The organism is Streptomyces saintjeani (genome assembly GCF_055409605.1).
Window position 1 is genome coordinate 4,916,281 of record NZ_CP189624.1, and the last position, 19,392, is coordinate 4,935,672.

16 protein-coding genes are annotated in these 19,392 nt (G+C 70.2%); 9 read left to right on the top strand and 7 right to left on the bottom strand.

Annotated elements, in window-relative coordinates; all coding sequences use genetic code 11:
• Nucleotides 1-110 precede the first annotated feature (110 nt).
• Nucleotides 111-983 carry a dioxygenase family protein gene (locus ACQCO7_RS22415; protein ID WP_464073526.1) on the bottom strand — a complete coding sequence of 291 codons (873 nt, stop codon included), beginning with the start codon at nt 981-983 and terminating at the stop codon, nt 111-113.
• A gap of 196 nt (nt 984-1,179) precedes the next feature.
• Between ACQCO7_RS22415 and ACQCO7_RS22420 the strand changes: the two genes are divergently transcribed.
• Entirely contained in the window at nt 1,180-1,647 is a 468-nt protein-coding gene (locus tag ACQCO7_RS22420; protein ID WP_409115549.1) for an SseB family protein, read from the top strand.
• Nucleotides 1,648-1,732: 85 nt separating this feature from the next.
• Here ACQCO7_RS22420 and ACQCO7_RS22425 read toward each other — a convergent pair whose 3' ends face one another.
• On the bottom strand, nt 1,733-3,421 hold the full coding sequence (locus ACQCO7_RS22425) for a DEAD/DEAH box helicase (RefSeq protein ID WP_464073527.1): 1,689 nt from the start codon (nt 3,419-3,421) through the stop codon (nt 1,733-1,735).
• 121 nt (nt 3,422-3,542) lie between these two features.
• The gene (locus ACQCO7_RS22430; RefSeq protein WP_007502648.1) at nt 3,543-3,746 is read right to left on the bottom strand and encodes a cold-shock protein; all 204 of its coding nucleotides are present in this window, start codon (nt 3,744-3,746) and stop codon (nt 3,543-3,545) included.
• A gap of 300 nt (nt 3,747-4,046) precedes the next feature.
• On the opposite strand from ACQCO7_RS22430, the gene ACQCO7_RS22435 reads away from it, so the two are divergent.
• On the top strand, nt 4,047-5,018 hold the full coding sequence (locus ACQCO7_RS22435; protein ID WP_464073528.1) for a pirin family protein: 972 nt from the start codon (nt 4,047-4,049) through the stop codon (nt 5,016-5,018).
• Nucleotides 5,019-5,053: 35 nt separating this feature from the next.
• Here the strand turns inward: ACQCO7_RS22435 and ACQCO7_RS22440 are convergent, their stop codons facing one another.
• Nucleotides 5,054-5,518 (bottom strand): ArsI/CadI family heavy metal resistance metalloenzyme, encoded by a 465-nt coding sequence (locus tag ACQCO7_RS22440; RefSeq protein ID WP_464073529.1) that lies wholly within the window; start codon nt 5,516-5,518, stop codon nt 5,054-5,056.
• 79 nt (nt 5,519-5,597) lie between these two features.
• Here ACQCO7_RS22440 and ACQCO7_RS22445 point away from each other — a divergent pair, with 79 nt between their 5' ends.
• From ACQCO7_RS22445 to ACQCO7_RS22455, 3 genes are read left to right on the top strand one after another with little or no spacing between them, the layout of a single operon-like run.
• Nucleotides 5,598-5,951: an ArsR/SmtB family transcription factor gene (locus ACQCO7_RS22445; RefSeq protein WP_464073530.1), complete on the top strand. Its 354-nt coding sequence runs from the start codon at nt 5,598-5,600 to the stop codon at nt 5,949-5,951.
• On the top strand, nt 5,948-6,745 hold the full coding sequence (locus ACQCO7_RS22450) for an aquaporin (protein WP_464073531.1): 798 nt from the start codon (nt 5,948-5,950) through the stop codon (nt 6,743-6,745). The genes ACQCO7_RS22445 and ACQCO7_RS22450 overlap by 4 nt, the downstream gene beginning before the upstream one ends.
• Nucleotides 6,746-6,772: 27 nt before the next feature.
• Entirely contained in the window at nt 6,773-7,177 is a 405-nt protein-coding gene (locus ACQCO7_RS22455) for an arsenate reductase ArsC (RefSeq protein ID WP_464073532.1), read from the top strand.
• 115 nt (nt 7,178-7,292) lie between these two features.
• Here the strand turns inward: ACQCO7_RS22455 and ACQCO7_RS22460 are convergent, their stop codons facing one another.
• The gene (locus tag ACQCO7_RS22460; RefSeq protein ID WP_464073533.1) at nt 7,293-9,374 is read right to left on the bottom strand and encodes an ATP-binding SpoIIE family protein phosphatase; all 2,082 of its coding nucleotides are present in this window, start codon (nt 9,372-9,374) and stop codon (nt 7,293-7,295) included.
• A 164-nt stretch (nt 9,375-9,538) separates the two neighbouring features.
• Between ACQCO7_RS22460 and aspS the strand changes: the two genes are divergently transcribed.
• From aspS to ACQCO7_RS22480, 4 genes are all read left to right on the top strand, one after another.
• Nucleotides 9,539-11,302, top strand: a complete 1,764-nt coding sequence (aspS, locus tag ACQCO7_RS22465; RefSeq protein ID WP_464073534.1) for an aspartate--tRNA ligase — start codon at nt 9,539-9,541, stop codon at nt 11,300-11,302.
• 167 nt (nt 11,303-11,469) lie between these two features.
• Entirely contained in the window at nt 11,470-12,444 is a 975-nt protein-coding gene (locus ACQCO7_RS22470; RefSeq protein WP_464073535.1) for an intradiol ring-cleavage dioxygenase, read from the top strand.
• Nucleotides 12,445-12,589: 145 nt separating this feature from the next.
• Nucleotides 12,590-13,294 (top strand): alpha/beta fold hydrolase, encoded by a 705-nt coding sequence (locus tag ACQCO7_RS22475; protein ID WP_464073536.1) that lies wholly within the window; start codon nt 12,590-12,592, stop codon nt 13,292-13,294.
• Between the two features lie 231 nt (nt 13,295-13,525).
• Nucleotides 13,526-14,869, top strand: coding sequence for a pectate lyase family protein (locus tag ACQCO7_RS22480; protein ID WP_464073537.1), 1,344 nt, complete (start codon nt 13,526-13,528; stop codon nt 14,867-14,869).
• A 199-nt stretch (nt 14,870-15,068) separates the two neighbouring features.
• On the opposite strand, the gene metG is transcribed toward ACQCO7_RS22480, so the two are convergent.
• A complete protein-coding gene (gene metG, locus ACQCO7_RS22485) occupies nt 15,069-16,784 on the bottom strand; it encodes a methionine--tRNA ligase (protein ID WP_464073538.1) in 1,716 nt (571 codons plus the stop codon).
• Nucleotides 16,785-16,926: 142 nt separating this feature from the next.
• The gene (locus ACQCO7_RS22490) at nt 16,927-19,248 is read right to left on the bottom strand and encodes a VWA domain-containing protein (RefSeq protein ID WP_464073539.1); all 2,322 of its coding nucleotides are present in this window, start codon (nt 19,246-19,248) and stop codon (nt 16,927-16,929) included.
• Nucleotides 19,249-19,392 lie beyond the last annotated feature (144 nt).

Here is a 19,392-nt window from a genome sequence, read left to right on the forward strand (position 1 = left end):
CGGCGAGGCACTGTGTTCCTCGCGCTTTGGTTTCACGTACCAGCTAGTAGCTACGATGATGCTACCCGTCGGTAATAAGTGGCAACCCCGATCCGGTCAACTGTGACTGGTCACACCGCGACGATCAGCGTGGCCGTGTACCCGGCCGACGGACTCCCCGCCATCGCCGCCATCTGACGGTCGTACCCGTCCCGGAAGACCATGTCGCTCTCCAGGGTGAGACGGGCCAGGTTGGGGACGCTGCCGCCGTACCCCTCCGTCGCGTACACCGTGTCGCAGACGTCCTTCGGGAAGGCCAGTTGCGAGGTGTTCGTGATCGCGGTCGCCGCGGTCGCGTCCGCGAGGGAGCCGTACACCTCGAAGTGGATGTGCGGCCAGCGCCCCGGGTAGCACCCCGGAAAGACGCTGGTGAAGGTGACCTGCCCCTTCTCGTCCGTCTCCTGCACCCCTCTCAGGTAGTTCTCGTCCGTCACACCCTCGGTGTACAGGGAGTAGTCCCCGGCCCGGTCGGCCTGCCAGAGGTAGACGGCCGCCCCCTTCTTGGGGGTACTACACCCTGAGTCCGAGTCGACGACGGTCAGAGTGACCTTGAGGGGTACGCCCTCAGCGGTACCCCCCGCCGAGTTCCCGAAGCTCTTCCTGATGTCGCTGCGCACGACACCGCTCTCCTTGAGCACGTTCACCCCGTTCGACCCGTCCCCCGGATAGGGCCCGGCGGTCTCCTCGGGGATCACGGCGCACTCGGCGGAATCGGCTGTGCCGCCTGATGCCGGGCTCCCGGGCGAGGTCGACGAACCTGCCGCCGCTGCCGGGGCATCCTCCCCCTCGGCACTGCACCCCACGAGAGGCACCAGCCCCACCCCCGCCACCAGCCGGATCATCCGCCGCCGGGCGAGCACGGGAAGGTCGTACGACAGCCCCCGGTCGTGCTCGTGAACCTCCTCGCCGGCGTGGTGGTGGCGGTCGTCGTCGCGTCGCTGCATGGCCGTCCCTCTGCTGGTGCGTTGTCTGCCCAGTCAGACGCTATGAGCGAGAGGCCATGTCAGGCCAGGCCAGGGGCTGTCGATCGGCTGTCGGTTTCCACGTGGCTCCGGAGAGGGGCGCGGCCGACCCTGGACGGGGCCCACGCAAAGGCCGCCCGAGCCCCAGCCCCTCCCCGACTCTCGATAGGCTGGAGCCATGTACGGATACGGCCAGCCCATGGGTGACGGTGCCGCCCAGCAGCAGTACGCGCCGCCGCAGCAGCCCGGTGGGTACGGTCAGCAGCCGCCCCTCTATCCGGAACCGTCGCCTCCGTCGCTGTCCGACGCGGTGCGGGCGTTCACCACGGGGCAGATGGCCGCCGAGGACTTCCAGCAGATCTTCGCTACGTCGAAGGTGTACTGCCCGCGCGGCGACACCCCCGGCTTCCTCGCCCTGCACAACACCCAGCAGCCGGTCATCCCCATGTTCAGCTCGCTCAAGGAGCTGCGCCGCTACGCCGGCAAGGAGTCCAAGTACTTCGTCATCACCGGCGCCGAGGTCATCGACCTGCTCCCCACGGGGTACGGCTTCGTCCTCGACATGGAGGGCGAGCACCGCATGGTGTTCGACGCGAAGGCGGTCGAGCAGATGGTGGAGTTCGCGATGCGCAGGATGTACGGCTGAGGATCGCTCCGCAGGGGTACGGGTCTGACATACCCGTACCCCTCAGGTAGGGGCCCTCCAAACGGGGCCCCCGTACCCGTACCCCTCAGGTGGTAGACGTCCGTCGGCCGCCCCGCCGCCCCGTACCGCCGCCGGCACCCCGGCCACCCCTGCCGCCACCGGCACCAGCACCGGCCCCCGTACCCGTAGCACCCGAGCCCGCCGCACCCCCGGCCCGCCGCCCGGCCCCGGCCCCCCGCCCACCGGACGCCGCAGCACCCGAGGACGCCGCGCTCGCCGACGACGTACCGCCCCTGCCCCGGCCCCCACGCCCCTCGCTCTTGCCCGGCGCCCCGGCCGAGGCCGAGGTCGATGCCGAGCCTCCCCCGCCCCCGCCACCCCGGCGCCGACGCCGGGACGACCCCCCGGACCCGGACCCCGTACCCGTACCCCGCGGCGCAGCCACCGGCTGCGGCACCTCGATGGTCACCGCGACCCCCGACGGCTCACGGGCCCCCGTGATCGTGGACAGCTCGGGGTCCGTCGAGACGATCCGGGACGTCCGCGGCCGGATCCCCGCGTCCGACATCAGCCGCGTGACCTCCCGCTTCTGCTCCGGCAGGACCAGCGTGACGACGGTCCCGGAACCGCCCGCGCGCGCGGTGCGGCCACCCCGGTGGACGTAGTCCTTGTGGTCGGTCGGCGGATCGACGTTGACGACGAGGTCGAGGTCGTCGACGTGTATGCCCCGCGCCGCCACGTTCGTCGCGACGAGCGCCGTGATCTGCCCGGTCTTGAACTGGTCGAGGGTGCGGTTGCGCTGCGGCTGCGAGCGCCCCCCGTGCAGCGCGGCGGCCCGCACCCCCACCGCGAGGAGCCGCTTCGCGAGCCGGTCGGCGGAGCGCTTCGTGTCGAGGAAGAGGATGACGCGCCCGTCCCGCGCGGCGATCCGCGTGGTGACGGCCTTCTTGTCGGTCTCGTCCGCGAGGTGCAGGACGTGGTGCTCCATCGTCGTCACCGCGCCCGCCGACGGGTCGACGGAGTGCGTCACCGGGTCGGTCAGGAAGCGCTGGACCAGCCGGTCGATGTTCTGGTCGAGGGTGGCCGAGAACAGCATCCGCTGCCCGTCGGGCCGTACCTTCTGGATCAGCTTGGTGATCTGCGGCAGGAACCCCATGTCGGTCATCTGGTCGGCCTCGTCGAGGACCGTGATCCGTACGTCGTCCAGGACGCAGTCCCCGCGCTCGACGAGGTCGTTGAGGCGCCCGGGGCTCGCGACGACCACCTCGACGCCGCGCCGCAGCGTGTCGGCCTGCCGGGTGATGGACAGACCCCCTACCACGGTAGCCATACGCAGGTTGACGGCCGTCGCGTACGGCGACAGCGCGTCGGTGACCTGCTGGGCCAGCTCCCTCGTAGGTACTAGTACCAGCGCGAGGGGCGACTTCGGCTGGGCGCGCAGTCCCGCCGTACGCGCGAGGACCGCGAGGCCGAACGCGAGGGTCTTGCCGGAGCCGGTGCGGCCACGGCCGAGCAGGTCGCGTCCCGCGAGGGAGTTCGGCAGCGTGGCGGCCTGGATCGGGAAGGGCGTGGTGACGCCCTGCGCGGTCAGCGTCTTCAGCAGCCCGGCCGGCATGTCCAGGTCGGCGAAGTCCGCGACGGGCGGCAGCGCCGGCGTCGTACTCTCCGGCAACCGGAACTCGCGCGGAGCGGACGGCGCGGCGGACGACCGCGAGGAGCCGGACGGCGAGGGCGACGAGGCACGCCGGTTCGGCCTCTGGGGTCTGCGGGACATACGGGGTCCACCTTCCTGGAAACAGTCATGGCTTCCCGGAAGCGGTCTTCCTGGAAACAGCGCAAACCGGGGCCCGCACCAGACGGTGCGAACCCCGGCGAGCTTGTGTTACGTCCGGCAACTAGGCGGGGACGATGTTCTCCGCCTGCGGACCCTTCTGGCCCTGCGTGACGTCGAAGGACACGCGCTGGCCCTCCTGGAGCTCACGGAAGCCCTGGGTCGCGATGTTCGAGTAGTGGGCGAAGACGTCGGGGCCGCCGCCGTCCTGCTCGATGAAGCCGAAGCCCTTTTCAGAGTTGAACCACTTGACGGTTCCCTGTGCCATGACGATCTCCTTCAGGTAGAGCAGAGGCCCCATCCGGAGATGCCCGGAAAACAAATAATGCGCCCGAAGGATGCAATCCCGTCAGGCGCACATAAGTCCATGGGTACCGCAACTGCAACACAGGAACCGTAACACAGCCTGCGCGCGATACACGATCATTTTTTGCCAACGAAGTACGGCCCCGGGGGCCTCGGGAATGCCCGTCGCGCGCCCGCTGTTCCGGGGACTGGCAGGAAGTTCACCGTTCAACTAAAATCGTCGTACGACGTCGTGTCGTACGCCGTCCGAGGAGGAACCGACATGCCCGCAGTGACCGTCGAGAACCCGTTGACGCTCCCCCGTGTCACCGCGCCGGCCGATGCCGTCGCGCGCCCCGTGCTCGCCGTCACGACCGCGCCGAGCGGTTACGAGGGTGAGGGATTCCCGGTGCGCCGGGCGTTCGCGGGGATCGACTACCGGCGTCTCGATCCGTTCATCATGATGGACCAGATGGGTGAGGTGGAGTACGCGCCGGGCGAGCCGAAGGGCACGCCCTGGCACCCGCACCGCGGCTTCGAGACCGTCACCTACATCATCGACGGGATCTTCGACCACCAGGACAGCCAGGGCGGCGGCGGGACCATCACCAACGGCGACACCCAGTGGATGACGGCCGGTTCCGGTCTCCTGCACATCGAGGCGCCGCCGGAGTCCCTCGTCCTGTCCGGCGGCCTCTTCCACGGCGTCCAGCTCTGGGTCAACCTCCCCGCGAGGGACAAGATGATGGCTCCCAGGTATCAGGACATCCGCGGCGGCAATGTGCAGCTCCTGACCACCCCCGACGGCGGCGCGCTGCTCCGCGTCATCGCGGGCGAGCTGGACGGCCACGAGGGTCCCGGCGTCACGCACACGCCGATCACGATGATCCACGCGACCGTCTCCCCCGGCGCCGAGCTGACCCTCCCCTGGCGGGAGGACTTCAACGGCCTCGCGTACGTCCTCGCGGGGCGCGGCTCCGTCGGCACGGACCGCCGTCCGATCCGGCTGGGGCAGACCGCGGTCTTCGGTACGGGGTCCTCGCTGACGGTCCGTGCGGACGAGCGGCAGGACTCCAACACCCCTGACCTGGAAGTGGTGTTGCTGGGCGGCCGTCCCATCCGTGAGCCCATGGCCCACTACGGACCGTTCGTCATGAACACCAAGGCCGAACTCCAGCAGGCGTTCGAGGACTTCCAGAAGGGGCGGCTGGGGTCGATCCCGGCGGTGCACGGGATGTCCGAGGGCGGGCTGTAGGGCTCCGGAGGCGGGGTGGACGAGGGCCGTGGCTCTCAGGTCGTACGGGTACTACAGCCGCATCCCGAGGCCGCCGGGCCGGTGCAGCAGTCGTCACCGGCGGCGCCGGGCTCCGCGCTCCCGCCCAGCGTGTCGGCGTCGGCCTTGACCACGTACACCTCCCACGGCTCCTCGCCGGGGCCGTGCACCCACACCTTGTCCTGCACGGCGTAGCAGCACGAGGTGTCGTTCTCCTCGAACGTGGCGAGACCGGCCTCCTTGAGGCGGCCGGTCGCGGCGCCGACCTGTGCGGTGGACCCGACCTCGACACCGAGGTGGTCCAGGCGGGTCGCCTCGCCGGGACCGCCTTCGATCAGTACGAGCTTGAGGGGCGGCTCGGCGATCGCGAAGTTGGCGTACCCCGCGCGCCGCTTGGCGGGTTCGGTGCCGAAGAGCTTCGTGTAGAAGGTGATCGACGCTTCGAGGTCGCTGACGCGTAGGGCGAGCTGGACGCGGGACATGGAACGGCTCCCATCTGCTTGCATTGATGTTCTTCGATGCAAGCTTGCGCCTTGTATAGAAGGACGTCAATATAGAGGGATGTCGAAGCAGGAACTTGTGGTGCTCGGGCAGGACTGCTGTACGGGGCTGACGGCCGCGCCTCTGGACGACGTGCAGGCGGCCGACCTGGCCAGGACCTTCAAGGCACTCGGCGACCCGGTCCGGCTGCGCCTGCTGTCGATGATCGCCTCCCGGTCCGGCGGCGAGGTCTGCGTGTGCGACCTGACCCCGGCCTTCGACCTGTCGCAGCCGACGATCTCCCACCACCTGAAGCTGCTGCGGCAGGCGGGGCTGATCGACTGCGAGCGGCGGGGGACGTGGGTGTACTACTGGGTCCTTCCCGGGGTGCTGGACCGGCTCGCCGCGTTCCTGACCACCGAGGCGGCCACGTGAACGTGCCGCTCGGACGCCGGGCTCTCGCCGAAGCGGTCGGGTCGGCGGCCCTCGTCGCGGTGGTGGTCGGCTCGGGCATCCAGGCGACGGAGCTGACCGACGACGCCGGGGTCCAGCTGCTGGCGAACTCGCTGGCCACGGTGTTCGGGCTGGGGGTGCTCATCATGCTGTTCGGGCCGGTCTCCGGTGCGCACTTCAACCCTGTGGTGACGCTCGCGGTCTGGTTCACCGGCCGGCGTAGTCCTGGAGGGCTACCTCTGAGGTATGCGGCTGTGTACGTCCCGGCGCAGGTGGCCGGTGCGGTCGGGGGCGCTGTGCTGGCCGACGCGATGTTCGGGGAGCCGCTGGTGCGGTGGTCCACCCATGACCGTTCCGCCGGTCATCTGCTGCTCGGCGAAGTGGTCGCGACGGCCGGGCTGGTCCTGCTGGTCCTCGGGCTTGCGCGGACCGGGCGCGCGCACTTCGGTCCCGTCGCCGTGGCGTCGTACATCGGCGCGGCGTACTGGTTCACGTCCTCGACGTCGTTCGCCAATCCGGCGGTGACCGTCGGCCGGGCCTTCACGGACACGTTCGCCGGGATCGCGCCCGCTTCGGTCGGGCCGTTCGTCGTGGCTCAGGTCGTCGGTGCGGCTGTCGGTGCCGGGCTGGTGGCTGCTGTGTTCGCGCGGCCTGTGGCGGAACGGGGCGGTGCTGTCGGCACGGACGTCGGAGGCGTTGTGGGCGTCGCGGATGTCACGGGCGCCTCGGAAGCCTCGTACGCCTCGGACGGCGAACCCGAACTCACCACACCCTGAACAGACTTGACCGGAAAGGCACCCGCCATGACCACCCCGTCCGTCCTGTTCGTCTGCGTCCACAACGCCGGGCGCTCGCAGATGGCCGCCGCCTTCCTCACTCACCTCGCGGGCGACCGCGTCCAGGTGCGCTCCGCCGGTTCCGCCCCCGCCGGCACGGTGAACCCCGCTGTGGTGGAGGCGCTGGCGGAGGTGGGCATCGACATCTCGGCCGAGGTCCCCAAAGTGCTCACGGTGGAAGCCGTCCAGGCATCGGACGTCGTCATCACGATGGGGTGCGGCGACACCTGCCCGGTCTTCCCCGGCAAGCGCTACCTCGACTGGCGACTCCCCGACCCGGCCGGACAGGGAGTGGACGCCGTACGCCCGATCCGCGACGAGATCGAGAAGCGGGTGCGCGGCTTGATCGCCGAGATCGCTTCGGGGGTCTGAGGTACGTACGCCGTCTCACTCCTACGGAGGGACAGGCGCAGTCGGTGGCGGTGGAGCCGTAGTACCGGTGGCTCCCGAGTACTACGACGCGCCGGCGCCTCGCAGCCCGCCCCGCTCATCCCGCCTCGAACAGCTCGAACCAGATGCTCTTCCCCTCCCCCCTCGGATCCACCCCCCACCCGTCCGCGAGGAGATCCATCAGCACCAACCCCCGCCCGGACGACGCCAGTTCGCCGGGACGGCGTTTGTGGGGGAGGTCGTCGCTCGTGTCGGTGACCTCTACGTGGAGGCGTCGGGTGCCCGGGGGGCCGGTGATTTCCGCCAGGAGGAGCGCGTCCGCGTCGGTGTGGACGAGGACGTTCGTGAGGAGCTCGGACAACAGGAGGACCGCGGAGTCCTGTTGGTCGGGGGAGGGCCAGTCGTGGAGGAGCGCGCGCAGCTGGTGGCGGGCCTCGGCGACCCGTTCGGGTTCGGACTGGGCGATCGTCAGGAGCGTACGGCGGGGGAGCGTGCGTACGGCGGGGCCTGCGGGGGTGCGGGAGAGGAGCAGGAGGGCGATGTCGTCCTCGCGGCGGTCGGCGAGGGGGCCGATCGTGTGGTGGGAGGAGGGGCCGAGGACCGTCTGGACCAGCGCGTCGGCCAGTCCTTCCAGTGTCCCCGGGTACGACTCCAGGGTCTCCCTGATCCGCTTCCACCCCGTGTCCAGGTCGTGCCCGCCGGTCTCCAGCAACCCGTCCGTGCACAGCATCAGCGTCTCGCCGGGGTCCAGGGTGAGCCGGGACGTGGGGTAGTCGCTGTCCGGGTCGATCCCGAGAGGGAGGCCGCCCGCCGTGGAGCGGAGCAGGACCGTGCCGTCGGACATGCGGACCGCCGGGTCGAGGTGGCCCGCCCGGGCCGTCTCCAGGACGCCGGTCTCCGGGTCGACCTCGACGTAGAAGCAGGTCGCGAAGCGCGGGGAGTCGTCCGTATGGGTGAGGCCGTAGAAGAAACGGGACGCGCGGGAGAGGACCGCGTCGGGCCGGTGCCCCTCGGAGGCGTAGGCCCTGAGAGCTATCCGCAGCTGGCCCATGAGACCCGCGGCGCGTACGTCGTGGCCCTGGACGTCCCCGATGACCAGCGCGAACCCGCCGCGCGGCAGCGGGATCATGTCGTACCAGTCACCCCCTACCTGAAGGCCACCCCCGGTCGGGATGTAGCGCGCGGCCAGGGTCATGCCGGGTATCTCGCCCAGCGTCGGCAGCATCGAGCGCTGGAGGCCGTCGGTCAGTTCGCGCTGGGTCTCGGCGGCTCCCGCCCTGCTCAGGGCCTGTGCCAGCATGCGGGCGACGGTCGTCAGGACCGAGCGCTCGTCCGGAGTGAAGGCGACGGGGTAGGTGAACGCGGCCATCCACGCGCCCATCGTCCGCCCGGCGACGGTCAGCGGCAGGAAGGCCCAGGACCGGCGGCCGAAGTGGGCCGCGAGGGGCCAGGTGAGGGGGTAGCGCTCCTGGTACTTCTCGGGGGAGGAGAGGTACACCGCGCGCCCCGTACGTACTACCTCCGCAGCGGGATAGTCCGTCCGCACCGAAAGGTGCGTGAAGGGCGCCTCCTCGCCGGGCTGCTGCCCGTGGTGCCCGATCACCGTCAGCCGGTCGCCCTCCACCCCGAAGACGGCCAGCCCGTCCGGGGTGAACCCCGGCATCGACAGCCCGGCTGCTACCCGTAGTACTTCAGAGGTAGACCGCGCCTCCGCCAGCGCGCGTCCGGCGTCCAGCAGGAACGCCTCCCGCGAGCGCCGCCAGTCCCCGGTCACCGCACGCCGCCCCGCCGGGGTGCCCGGCGCCGGTTCGGTCACCTCCTGGAGGGTGCCGATCAGCTCGTACGCGCGCTTCACCGGATCGAACGACGGCTTCGAGCGGCTGCGTACGACCCGGACGACCCGCCCCTGGTCGTCCATGATCCGGATCCGGACCTCCGCGAGCGTCCGCTCGGCGACGGCGAGCTGGATGACGCCGGTGATCTCGTTCCAGTCGACGGGGTGCAGCCGGGCCCGGGTCCGGGCCTCGGTGAGAACCGTTTCTTCGGCGGGCAGCCCGAGCAGCCGGGCCGCCTCGGCGTCGAGGGTGACGAGGCCGGACGCCGTGGACCAGTGCCAGACGCCGGTCGAGAGAGCGGCGAGGACCTGCTCCACCGCGGGCAGGGGCTCACCAGTGCGCATTGCCCTACTTTAAGAAGATTTTCGGCCGGGACGCCAGTGTTGTCGTACGACCGCCGTCCTCCCGCCGTTATCCGGAGGGGCGGTTTCAAGGCGGCCGGTACCCTTGAGGCGACCGAGGATCGCAACACGCGTGACCGAAATCCACGTAAGGACGATGAACGAAGATGCATCGGTACAGGTCCCACACCTGCGGCCAGCTCCGCGCCTCTGACGTCGGCACCGACGTCCGGCTGAGCGGCTGGCTGCACAATCGGCGCGACCTGGGCGGCATCCTCTTCATCGATCTGCGCGACCACTACGGCATCACGCAGCTCGTCGCCCGGCCCGGCACCCCCGCGTACGACGCCCTCGACAAGGTCAGCAAGGAGTCGACCGTCCGCGTCGACGGCCGCGTTGTTTCACGTGGAACAGAGAACGTGAACGCCGACCTCCCCACCGGTGAGATCGAGGTCGAGGTCGCCGAGGTCGAACTCCTCGGCGCCGCCCAGCCGCTCCCCTTCACCATCAACGCCGAGGACGGCGTCAACGAGGAGCGCCGCCTGGAGTACCGCTTCCTCGACCTGCGCCGCGAGCGCATGCACCGCAACATCATGCTGCGTACGGCCGTGATCTCGGCGATCCGGCACAAGATGGTCGCCCTCGGGTTCAACGAGATGGCCACCCCGATCCTCACCGCGACCTCCCCCGAGGGCGCGCGCGACTTCGTGGTCCCCTCCCGGCTGCACGCGGGCCGCTTCTACGCGCTCCCGCAGGCGCCGCAGCAGTTCAAGCAGCTGCTGATGATCTCCGGGTTCGACCGGTATTTCCAGATCGCGCCGTGTTTCCGCGACGAGGACGCCCGCGCCGACCGCTCGCCCGGCGAGTTCTACCAGCTCGACGTCGAGATGAGCTTCGTCGAGCAGGAGGACGTCTTCCAGCCGATCGAGAAGCTCATGACCGAGTTGTTCACCGAGTTCGGCGGCGGCCGGGAGGTCACCTCGCCGTTCCCGCGCATCCCGTTCCGCGAGTCGATGCTCAAGTACGGCTCCGACAAGCCGGACCTGCGCGCCCAGCTCGAACTCGTCGACATCACCGACATCTTCGAGGGCTCCGAGTTCAAGGCGTTCGCCGGGAAGCACGTGCGCGCGCTGCCGGTGCCGGAGGTCTCCGCCCAGCCGCGGAAGTTCTTCGACCAGCTCGGCGAGTACGCGATCGCGCAGGGCGCGAAGGGGCTCGCCTGGGTGCGCGTCGGTGAGGACGGCTCGCTGTCCGGCCCGATCGCGAAGTTCCTCACCGAGGAGAACGTCGCCGAGCTGACCAAGCGGCTCTCGCTCGCCGCCGGGCACGCCGTGTTCTTCGGCGCCGGTGAGTTCGACGAGGTCTCCAAGATCATGGGCGCGGTCCGCGTCGAGGCCGCCAAGCGTGCCGGGCACTTCGAGGAGAACGTCTTCCGGTTCTGCTGGATCGTCGACTTCCCGATGTACGAGAAGGACGAGGAGACCGGCAAGATCGACTTCTCGCACAACCCGTTCTCCATGCCGCAGGGCGGGATGGGCGCGCTGGAGAACCAGGACCCGCTGGACATCCTGGCCTGGCAGTACGACATCGTCTGCAACGGCGTCGAGCTGTCGTCGGGCGCTATCCGCAACCACGAGCCCGACATCATGCTGAAGGCGTTCAACATCGCCGGGTACGACGCCGAGACCGTCGAGCGCGAGTTCGCCGGCATGCTGCGCGCGCTGCGCTTCGGCGCCCCGCCGCACGGTGGCATCGCCCCCGGTGTCGACCGCATCGTCATGCTGCTGGCCGACGAGCCCAACATCCGCGAGACCATCGCCTTCCCGCTCAACGGCAACGCCCAGGACCTGATGATGGGCGCGCCGACGGAGCTGGAGGAGTCGCGGCTGCGGGAGCTGCACCTGAACATCAGGAAGCCGCAGCCGAAGTAGTAACCGGGTAGTACCTGAGTAGGGGGCCGGAGACCGTGATGGTCTTCGGCCCCCTACTCGTTGCCCTCTTCGGCCTCGGGGCGTTGCTTTCCGGCCGTTCCGGCTTTCTCAGGTACGCACAGCCGGAGCCCATGGTGGTGACAGGCTTCTTACCTACCTTCCTTGCCATGACGGGAAACGAGAGCACCGAGAACACCCAAGGCCCCAGGCACAAAAGGAACTTGACGCGCCGTAAGGTCGTCGTCGCGGGTGGCGCAGCCGTCGCCGCGGTCGGGGGCGCGAGCGTGCTGGCGATGAGCGCGAGCGCCGGCGAGCCGGGCAAGGGGACGGGCGCGGGCACGGGCGCGAACGGCAAGAAGGTCACCGCGTCGGCCTCCGGCTCCGCCGGGACGGTCTGCTACAAGCTCACCTCGGAGACCACCGAGGGCCCCTACTACATCGACGCCGACAAGCTCCGCCAGGACATCACCGAGGACAAGGCGGGCATCCCGCTGACCCTCCAGCTCAAGGTGATCGACTCCGAGACCTGCAAGCCGGTCCCGAACGCGGCGGTCGACGTCTGGCACTGCGACGCGCTCGGGCTGTACTCCGGGTACGAGTCGTTCTCGCAGGGCGGCGGGGGCGGTACTCCGCCGACCGACGCGCCGAGCGGGACTCCTACGGACGTCCCCAGCGGCACCCCGACGGGTGAGCCCCCGTCCGGCGGCGGCGGTGGCGGCGGGCACGAGGAGCCGACCAGCGACACCCGCTACCTGAGGGGTACGTGGCGTACGGACCGGAACGGCAACGTCACCTTCAGGACCGTCTTCCCCGGCTGGTACCAGGGCCGCTGCGTCCACATCCACACCAAGGTGCACGTCAACGGCGAGTGGACCGACGCCGGGTACGAGGGCGGCACCACCTGTCACACCGGCCAGCTCTTCTTCGACGAGGACACGGTGGTTCTGACGGAGGCCGTCGAGCCGTACTCCACGAGTACGACGACCCGGACCACCCTCACGGAGGACACCATCTACGACCAGAGCGGCACGACCGGCGGCCTGCTCAAGCTGAAGTACGACAAGAACGCCATCGCCAGGGGCGTCGTCGCCTCCCTCACGATGGGGGTCGACCCGGACACGACGAACGAGGGCACCGGCTGACCGGCGCGGCGACCTGATCGACGTACGGACCGTGAGTACGTCGGCCCCTTTCGCGCGGCGGTGCGGAAGGGGCCGTAGGGGTCGTGTTCCCGGCTTCGATGCGGAGCCGAACTCGCTTTCTGGTGAGGCTTGTTGACTGAGCGTCATGAAGCTGGACGGCCTCCCGGCCTACGATGGCGCGGTGAAGTACGTGATGGTGCCGGGTGGTTGGCAGGGCGGGTGGGCGTTCGACGCCGTGGCCGACGAGTTGCGGCGGGACGGCCACCAGGTCGAGGCCGTGACGCTGGCGGGGCTGGAGCCGGACGGCCCGCTCGACGTGGACCGGCCGCCGAACCTCGACGCCCACATCGCCCAGGTCGCCGAGACCGTCGGCCGCGGCGACGGGACGCCCGTCGCACTGTGTGGGCACAGCTACGGCGGGATGGTGATCGCCGGAGTCGCGGACCGGCTCGGCGACCGGCTCGGCCAGGTCGTCTACATCGACGCGTACGTCCCGGCCGACGGGGACTCGTGCTGGTCCCTGACCAGCGACAGTTTCCGGGAACTGTTCATCGCCGGCGTCCGTGCCGACGGCCGATGGGTCGCCGTCCCCGAAGGGCTCGACCCCCGCGCACGGCCCCACCCGCTGCCGAGCCTCGTCCAGGCGGTCAGGCTGGGGGACAGGCCGCGCGGCGGGACGTACATCAGTGGTGGCGCCTGGCCGGGCAGCCCGTTCACGGATCTGACCGAACGGCTGCGGGGCGAGCCGGGCTGGCGGGTGCACGAGATCCCTGTCGGCCACAACATCGCGCGCCGCGACCCCCGGAGCCTCGCGGCTGTGCTGCGCGCGCTGGCGGTCGGCTCTGTCTGACGTACTCGGGGAGGGAGGGGGCGGCATGTCCGCGTGGCCCGGGGCGGGGCGGGGCGGGGCGGGGCGGGGCGGGTGAGGTGAGGTGAGGTTTCTCTGGAGGTGCCGGAGGCAGCTGTGAGGGCCGTGTGGAAAAAGTTCGGTCGTGCGGCAACCTTCCTTCACCCGGCGACCACTGACGGGTCGTAAGCAGCAGCGCACCCGCTGCACAGCAGACCCGTAAGGACTTCCTTCGTGGCAACTTCCTCTCACCGCCGGTCCGTTCGCAAGCGCCGCACCCTCATGGTGTCCGCCGCAGTCGTGGCCGCCGGGGTCGGGGCCGGGGTGTTCGTGCTGAACGCGAACGCCGGGGCGGCGGACCTGTACCACCAGACGCTGGCCGCGAAGGACGGCTGGGCGTCGTACGGGAGCGGGACCACGGGCGGGGCGAAGGCCGACGCCGCGCACACGTTCACCGTCTCCACCCGCGCGCAGCTCGTGAAGGCGCTGGGGTCGGCGGCGGACAAGACGCCCCGGATCATCAAGATCAAGGGCACCATCGACGCGAACACGAACGACGCGGGCAAGAAGCTCACCTGCGCGGAGTACGCCTCAGGTACGGGGTACTCGCTGGCGTCGTACCTGAAGGCGTACGACCCCTCCACCTACGGGCGTAAGAAGCTGCCGTCCGGTACGCAGGAGAAGGCGCGGGCCGCGGCGCAGGTCAAGCAGGCCAAGAACATCGTGTTCAAGGTCCCCGCGAACACGACGATCGTGGGCGTGCCGGGGTCCAGGGCCGGGATCACCGGGGGGAGCCTCCAGATCCAGAACGTCGACAACGTCGTCGTCCGCAACCTGACGCTGTCGGCGACCGAGGACTGCTTCCCGCAGTGGGACCCCACCGACGGCAGCACCGGCAACTGGAACAGCCAGTACGACTCGGTGACCCTCCGCGGTGCCACCCACGTATGGGCGGACCACAACACGTTCACCGACGCGCCGCACTTCGACGGGGTCAACCCCAAGTACTACGGGCGGGAGTACCAGATCCACGACGGGGCGCTCGACATCACCAAGGGCTCCGACCTCGTCACCGTCTCCCGCAACGTCTTCACCTGCCACGACAAGACGATGCTCATCGGGGCCAGCGACACCGACAGCACCGGGAAGCTGCGGGTCTCCATCCACCACAACGTGTGGAAGGGGGTCGTCCAGCGGGCGCCCCTCGCGCGCCTCGGGCAGGTGCACATCTACAACAACTACTACGACATCACCACGCTGAACGGCTACACCCCGCAGTACAGCATCAACGCGCGCGCCAAGGCGCAGGTCGTCGCCGAGAACAACTACTGGAAGGTCCCGGCGGGCACCAAGCTCTCCAAGCTTCTCTCCAGCGACGGCACCGGCTCGGTCAAGAGCACCGGCAACCTCGTCAACGGCGCGTCCACGGACCTGGTGTCGCTCTACAACGCGGCGGCGTCCAAGGACGTGAAGGCGACGGTGAACTGGACCCCGACGCTGACGGCGGGCCTCGAATCCACCGCCAAGAACCTCCCCGCGGCCCTCACCTCCACGACCGGCGCGGACACCCTCAAGTAGTCCCCGTGTAGTACCTCGGAGCCACCGGCCGGAGTCTCCTCCAGCAGCGGACATCCCGTCCCGCCCCTGGAGACGCCGGCTCCGGCCGGTCGCGCGGCCACCGGGTGGAGGGACACGGAGGCCGCGCAACGAAGCCGGCCGACCGGCCCGGGTGTTCTCCCGGGCCGGTCGGCCGGCTCTCGTACGTAGCTCCGGAGTATTACGCCGGCTGCCCGCCGAACCGCTCCTTGTACGTCTCCAGGTCCTCGTCCGTCAGCTTCGCGAACAGGACCGGCGGGACGGTGAAGGGGGTACCGGCCGGGACGGCGGTGAGGGACTTCGCCGCGTCCGGGGTGATCCAGGCCGCCGTGTCGTCGGTGAGGGCGAAGGACTCGCGCATCGTCTTCGACGTCGCCGGGATGAAGGGTTCCGAGACCACCGAGTACAGGTGGATGAGGTTCATCGCCGTACGGAGGGTCAGCGCCGCGCCCTCGGGGCTGGTCTTGATCTCCAGCCAGGGCGCCTTCTCCTCCAGGTAGGAGTTGCCGGCCGACCACAGGGCGCGCAGCGCGGACGCGGCCTTGCGGAACTGGAGCGCGTCCATGTGCTCCTCGTACTCCGCGAGCAGCCGGGCGATCTCCTCGCCGAGCCGCGCCTCGGGCTCGCCCGCCTCGCCGCCCGCCGGGACCTCGTCGCCGAACCGCTTCTTCGAGAAGGACAGGACGCGGTTGACGAAGTTGCCGAGCGTGTCGGCGAGATCCTTGTTCACGGTCGCCGTGAAGTGCTCCCAGGTGAACGAGGAGTCGTCCGACTCGGGCGCGTTGGCGATGAGGAAGTACCGCCAGTAGTCGGCGGGGAGGATGCTGAGCGCCTGGTCGGTGAAGACCCCGCGCTTCTGGGAAGTCGAGAACTTCCCGCCGTAGTACGTCAGCCAGTTGAAGGACTTGACGTAGTCGACCATCTTCCACGGTTCACGGACGCCGAGTTCGGTCGCCGGGAACATCACCGTGTGGAAGGGGACGTTGTCCTTCGCCATGAACTCCGTGTAGCGGACGGTGTCCTGGGACTCGTACCACCACGACTTCCAGTCCCGGTTCGCCGGGTCCGCGTCGGACCACTCCTTCGTCGCCGCGATGTACTCGATCGGCGCGTCGAACCAGACGTAGAACACCTTGCCGTCGGCGGCGAGTTCGGGCCAGGTGTCCGCCGGGACGGGCACGCCCCAGTCGAGGTCGCGGGTGATCGCGCGGTCGTGCAGACCCTCGGTGAGCCACTTGCGGGCGATCGACGAGGAGAGGTGCGGCCACTCCTCCTCGTGCGCCGCGACCCACTCCTCGACCTCGCGCTGGAGCTTCGACTGGAGGAGGAACAGGTGCTTGGTCTCCCGGACTTCGAGGTCCGTCGAGCCGGAGATCGCGCTGCGCGGGTCGATCAGGTCGGTCGGGTCGAGGACGCGCGTGCAGTTCTCGCACTGGTCGCCGCGCGCCTTGTCGTACCCGCAGTGCGGGCAGGTGCCCTCGACGTACCGGTCCGGGAGGAAGCGGCCGTCCGCCGGGGAGTAGACCTGGCGGATCGCGCGCTCCTCGATGAAACCGTTCTCGTTCAGTTTCCGCGCGAAGTGCTGGGTGATCTCGACGTTCTGCTCGCTGGAGCTGCGGCCGAAGTAGTCGAAGGCGAGCGCGAAGCCGTCGTACACGGCCCTCTGCGCGTCGTGGGCCTGCGCGCAGAACTCGTCGACCGGCAGGCCCCGCTCCTTCGCGGCGAGTTCGGCGGGGGTGCCGTGCTCGTCCGTCGCGCAGATGTAGAGGACGTCGTGGCCGCGCTGGCGCAGGTAGCGGGAGTAGACGTCCGCCGGGAGCATGGACCCCACCATGTTGCCCAGGTGCTTGATTCCGTTGATGTACGGAAGGGCGCTGGTGATGAGGTGTCGAGCCATCGGGGGCTGCTCCCAGGTCGGTTTTGGTTCTCAGGATTCTTGAAATCGTAGCCGACGTGTGTATGCCGCCCGCGCCCCCTTTTTTCCCGGGGGAGCGCGGACGGCATACCGGAGTACTACGGGTATGACGGGGCTACGGGTATTACGGGCGCCAGTTCTTCAGGACGCCCTCGTACAGCTCGTCGTCCGTGAGTCCCTTGGGGGTAGGACCCGCGTGGAAGAAGGACGTGTTGTCCGTCTTCAGCTTGCGGAGGTAGTCGAACGCCTTGTTCTCGTGCTCGCCGAACGCGACGAACGAGAAGAAGAGGCGGGGGTGGGTCTTCGCCGCCTCCGTCAGGGACTGCGTCGCCGGGGTCTTCGCGTCCGGGGCGCCGTCCGTCTGGAAAACCACCAGCGCCGGGGCGTCCGGGTCCGCCGACGAGCCGAGGTGCTTCGTGATCGCCTCGACCGCCGCGTGGTACGTCGTACGGCCCATGCGGCCCAGGCCCGCGTGCACGTCGTCCACCCTCGTGCTCGCGTCCTCGTCGGCCAGCGCGAGGTCCGTGGTCCCGTCGACCTCGGTCGAGAAGAACACGACGTGCACGGTCGGGTCGGCCGGCGAGAGGTGCGCGGCCAGCGCGAGCGTCTGATCGGCGAGGGCCTGCGCGGAGCCGTCCTTGTAGAAGGGGCGCATCGACGCGGAGCGGTCGAGGACGAGGTAGGTGGTGGCTCGGGCGGTGGTGAGGCCCAGGTGGGCGAGGGTCAGGGCGGCGGAGATATGGGCGGTGGTGAGGTGTGGGGGGATGGTGGGGGTGGCGGCAGGGGTGGGGGTGGCGGGTTCGAGGTCGGGGGCCGGGGAGGGGGTGGGCTCGGCGTCGGTGGCCGGTTCGGCGGGGGCGTCGGCCTCGGTGGCGGGCTCTTCGGGGGTGGGTTCGGGGGCGGCTTCGGCGAGGGCTGGGGCCGGGGAGGTGGCTTCGGCTTCGGCGGCCGGTTCCTCGGTGGGCTCGGGGGCGGCTTCGGCGGAGGCGGGGGCCTCTGCTTCGGGGGCCTCGGCTGCTTCGGGGGCCTCGGTGGCGGGCTCGGGGGTGAGGGGGTCGGTCTCGGGAGTTACGCCGTCGGTGGGTTCCGGTGTCGCTTCGGGGGTGGGGGTCGGCTCGGGGGCCGGGGTTTCGGCGGCGGTCTCGGTGGGAGCGGCCTCGGGGGCTTCTGGCTCTGAGGTAGGGGAGGGCTCGGCCTTGGCGGCTTCTGGCTCCGGGGTAGGAGCGGGCTCGGCCTCGGTGGCGGCTGCCTCGGAGGTGTCAGGGGTCTGAGCCTCGGCGGGGTCTACCTCGGAGGTAGCGGGGGCCTCGGCCTCGGGGGTCTCTGCCTCGGGTGCGGTGGCCGTCTCCTCGGCGGGGGTGGCCTGGTCCGCTGCCTCGGAGGTCTCAGCCGTGGGCTCGGTCGAGGGCGCTTCGGGCTCTGCCTCGGCGACCGGGGTCTCGGGGGTGCCGTCGGACGCGGGGGTCGACGGTTCCGGCTGGGCCTCGGGGGCGGTGGGCTCGGGGGTGGAGGCGTCCGCGGCGAGGGCCGGGGAGGTGGAGGGCTCGGCGTCGGTGGCCGGTTCGGCCGGGGTGTCGGCCTCGGCTGCGGGCTCCTCGGCTGCGGGCTCCTCGGGGGCGGTCGTGGGGAGTACCGGTACTACGGGGGGTGCCGGGATCTCCGTGGGGGAGGGCTCGGCCTCCGCCGCCGGTTCCGGCGTCGACTCGGTGGCCGGCGCTTCCGTGGGTTCCGCCGATTCGGGCTCGGCCTTCTCCTGGGCCTGCGCCGCGTCCACGACCTCCGCTTCGGCGGAGGGCTCCTTGGTGGCGGGCTCCTCGGGGACCGGCGCTTCGGCGGCCTCGGCCTCGGCTTCTGCGGCGGCCGGCGTCTCGACGGACCCGGTCTCAGCTTCGGCCTCCGGCGCCTCCGTGACCTCGGCCGCAGGCACCTCGTCCGCCTCGGCCTTCTCGGGGACCTCCACGCCCCCTACGACAGAGGTAGTACCGGCGGTGGCCTCCTCCGATACCTCAGCGGTACCCGTAGTACCCGTAGCTCCCACGACCGACTCGGCCTCAGCCGGAGCCTCGACGTCAGCGTCGGTATCGGTTCCGGCCTCGGTCTCCACCTTGGCCTCGGCCGCAACGGCAGCCTCCGCACCGGCCGCAACCTCCGCCGTCTCAATCTCGCCCTCGGCCGCCCCCTCCGGGGACCGCGTCGGTGCCGGCACCTTCACGTTGTCGAAAGCCGCCGAGACCAGATCGTGCTCGGACGAGTCGGACTGGCGAGGCTCGGGGACGGGTGAAGGAGCGGCGGCCGGTGAAGGAGCGGGCGTCGGCGCGGGGGCCTCGGCCGGGCTCTGCGCCGCAGGCTCCTGCTGGGAAGGGACCTGGTCCGCACCCTCTGCTTCGGCGGCACGCTCCTTGCGTGACCTGCCGAACGCGTTTCGCAGGAGAGTGAGAATACCCATGTGCGCAACCCTTCGCGTGAGTTGAAGCCCGTCAATCCCTGGCCAGGACGGACACGTAAGGTTAGCGGCCCCACATGGCGATCATGGGCAGGGGTGAGCGGGACAAGGCGCCGGGTGTCAAACACCCGCCACCGACCGGCGACA

Bases quoted from the DNA above. Each gene is read 5' to 3' on its own strand.
- ACQCO7_RS22415 (WP_464073526.1), bottom strand. From the start codon at position 983: ATGCAGCGACGCGACGACGACCGCCACCACCACGCCGGCGAGGAGGTT.
- ACQCO7_RS22420 (WP_409115549.1), top strand. From the start codon at position 1,180: ATGTACGGATACGGCCAGCCCATGGGTGACGGTGCCGCCCAGCAGCAG.
- ACQCO7_RS22425 (WP_464073527.1), bottom strand. From the start codon at position 3,421: ATGTCCCGCAGACCCCAGAGGCCGAACCGGCGTGCCTCGTCGCCCTCG.
- ACQCO7_RS22430 (WP_007502648.1), bottom strand. From the start codon at position 3,746: ATGGCACAGGGAACCGTCAAGTGGTTCAACTCTGAAAAGGGCTTCGGC.
- ACQCO7_RS22435 (WP_464073528.1), top strand. From the start codon at position 4,047: ATGCCCGCAGTGACCGTCGAGAACCCGTTGACGCTCCCCCGTGTCACC.
- ACQCO7_RS22440 (WP_464073529.1), bottom strand. From the start codon at position 5,518: ATGTCCCGCGTCCAGCTCGCCCTACGCGTCAGCGACCTCGAAGCGTCG.
- ACQCO7_RS22445 (WP_464073530.1), top strand. From the start codon at position 5,598: ATGTCGAAGCAGGAACTTGTGGTGCTCGGGCAGGACTGCTGTACGGGG.
- ACQCO7_RS22455 (WP_464073532.1), top strand. From the start codon at position 6,773: ATGACCACCCCGTCCGTCCTGTTCGTCTGCGTCCACAACGCCGGGCGC.
- ACQCO7_RS22460 (WP_464073533.1), bottom strand. From the start codon at position 9,374: ATGCGCACTGGTGAGCCCCTGCCCGCGGTGGAGCAGGTCCTCGCCGCT.
- aspS (WP_464073534.1), top strand. From the start codon at position 9,539: ATGCATCGGTACAGGTCCCACACCTGCGGCCAGCTCCGCGCCTCTGAC.
- ACQCO7_RS22470 (WP_464073535.1), top strand. From the start codon at position 11,470: ATGACGGGAAACGAGAGCACCGAGAACACCCAAGGCCCCAGGCACAAA.
- ACQCO7_RS22475 (WP_464073536.1), top strand. From the start codon at position 12,590: ATGAAGCTGGACGGCCTCCCGGCCTACGATGGCGCGGTGAAGTACGTG.
- metG (WP_464073538.1), bottom strand. From the start codon at position 16,784: ATGGCTCGACACCTCATCACCAGCGCCCTTCCGTACATCAACGGAATC.
- ACQCO7_RS22490 (WP_464073539.1), bottom strand. From the start codon at position 19,248: ATGGGTATTCTCACTCTCCTGCGAAACGCGTTCGGCAGGTCACGCAAG.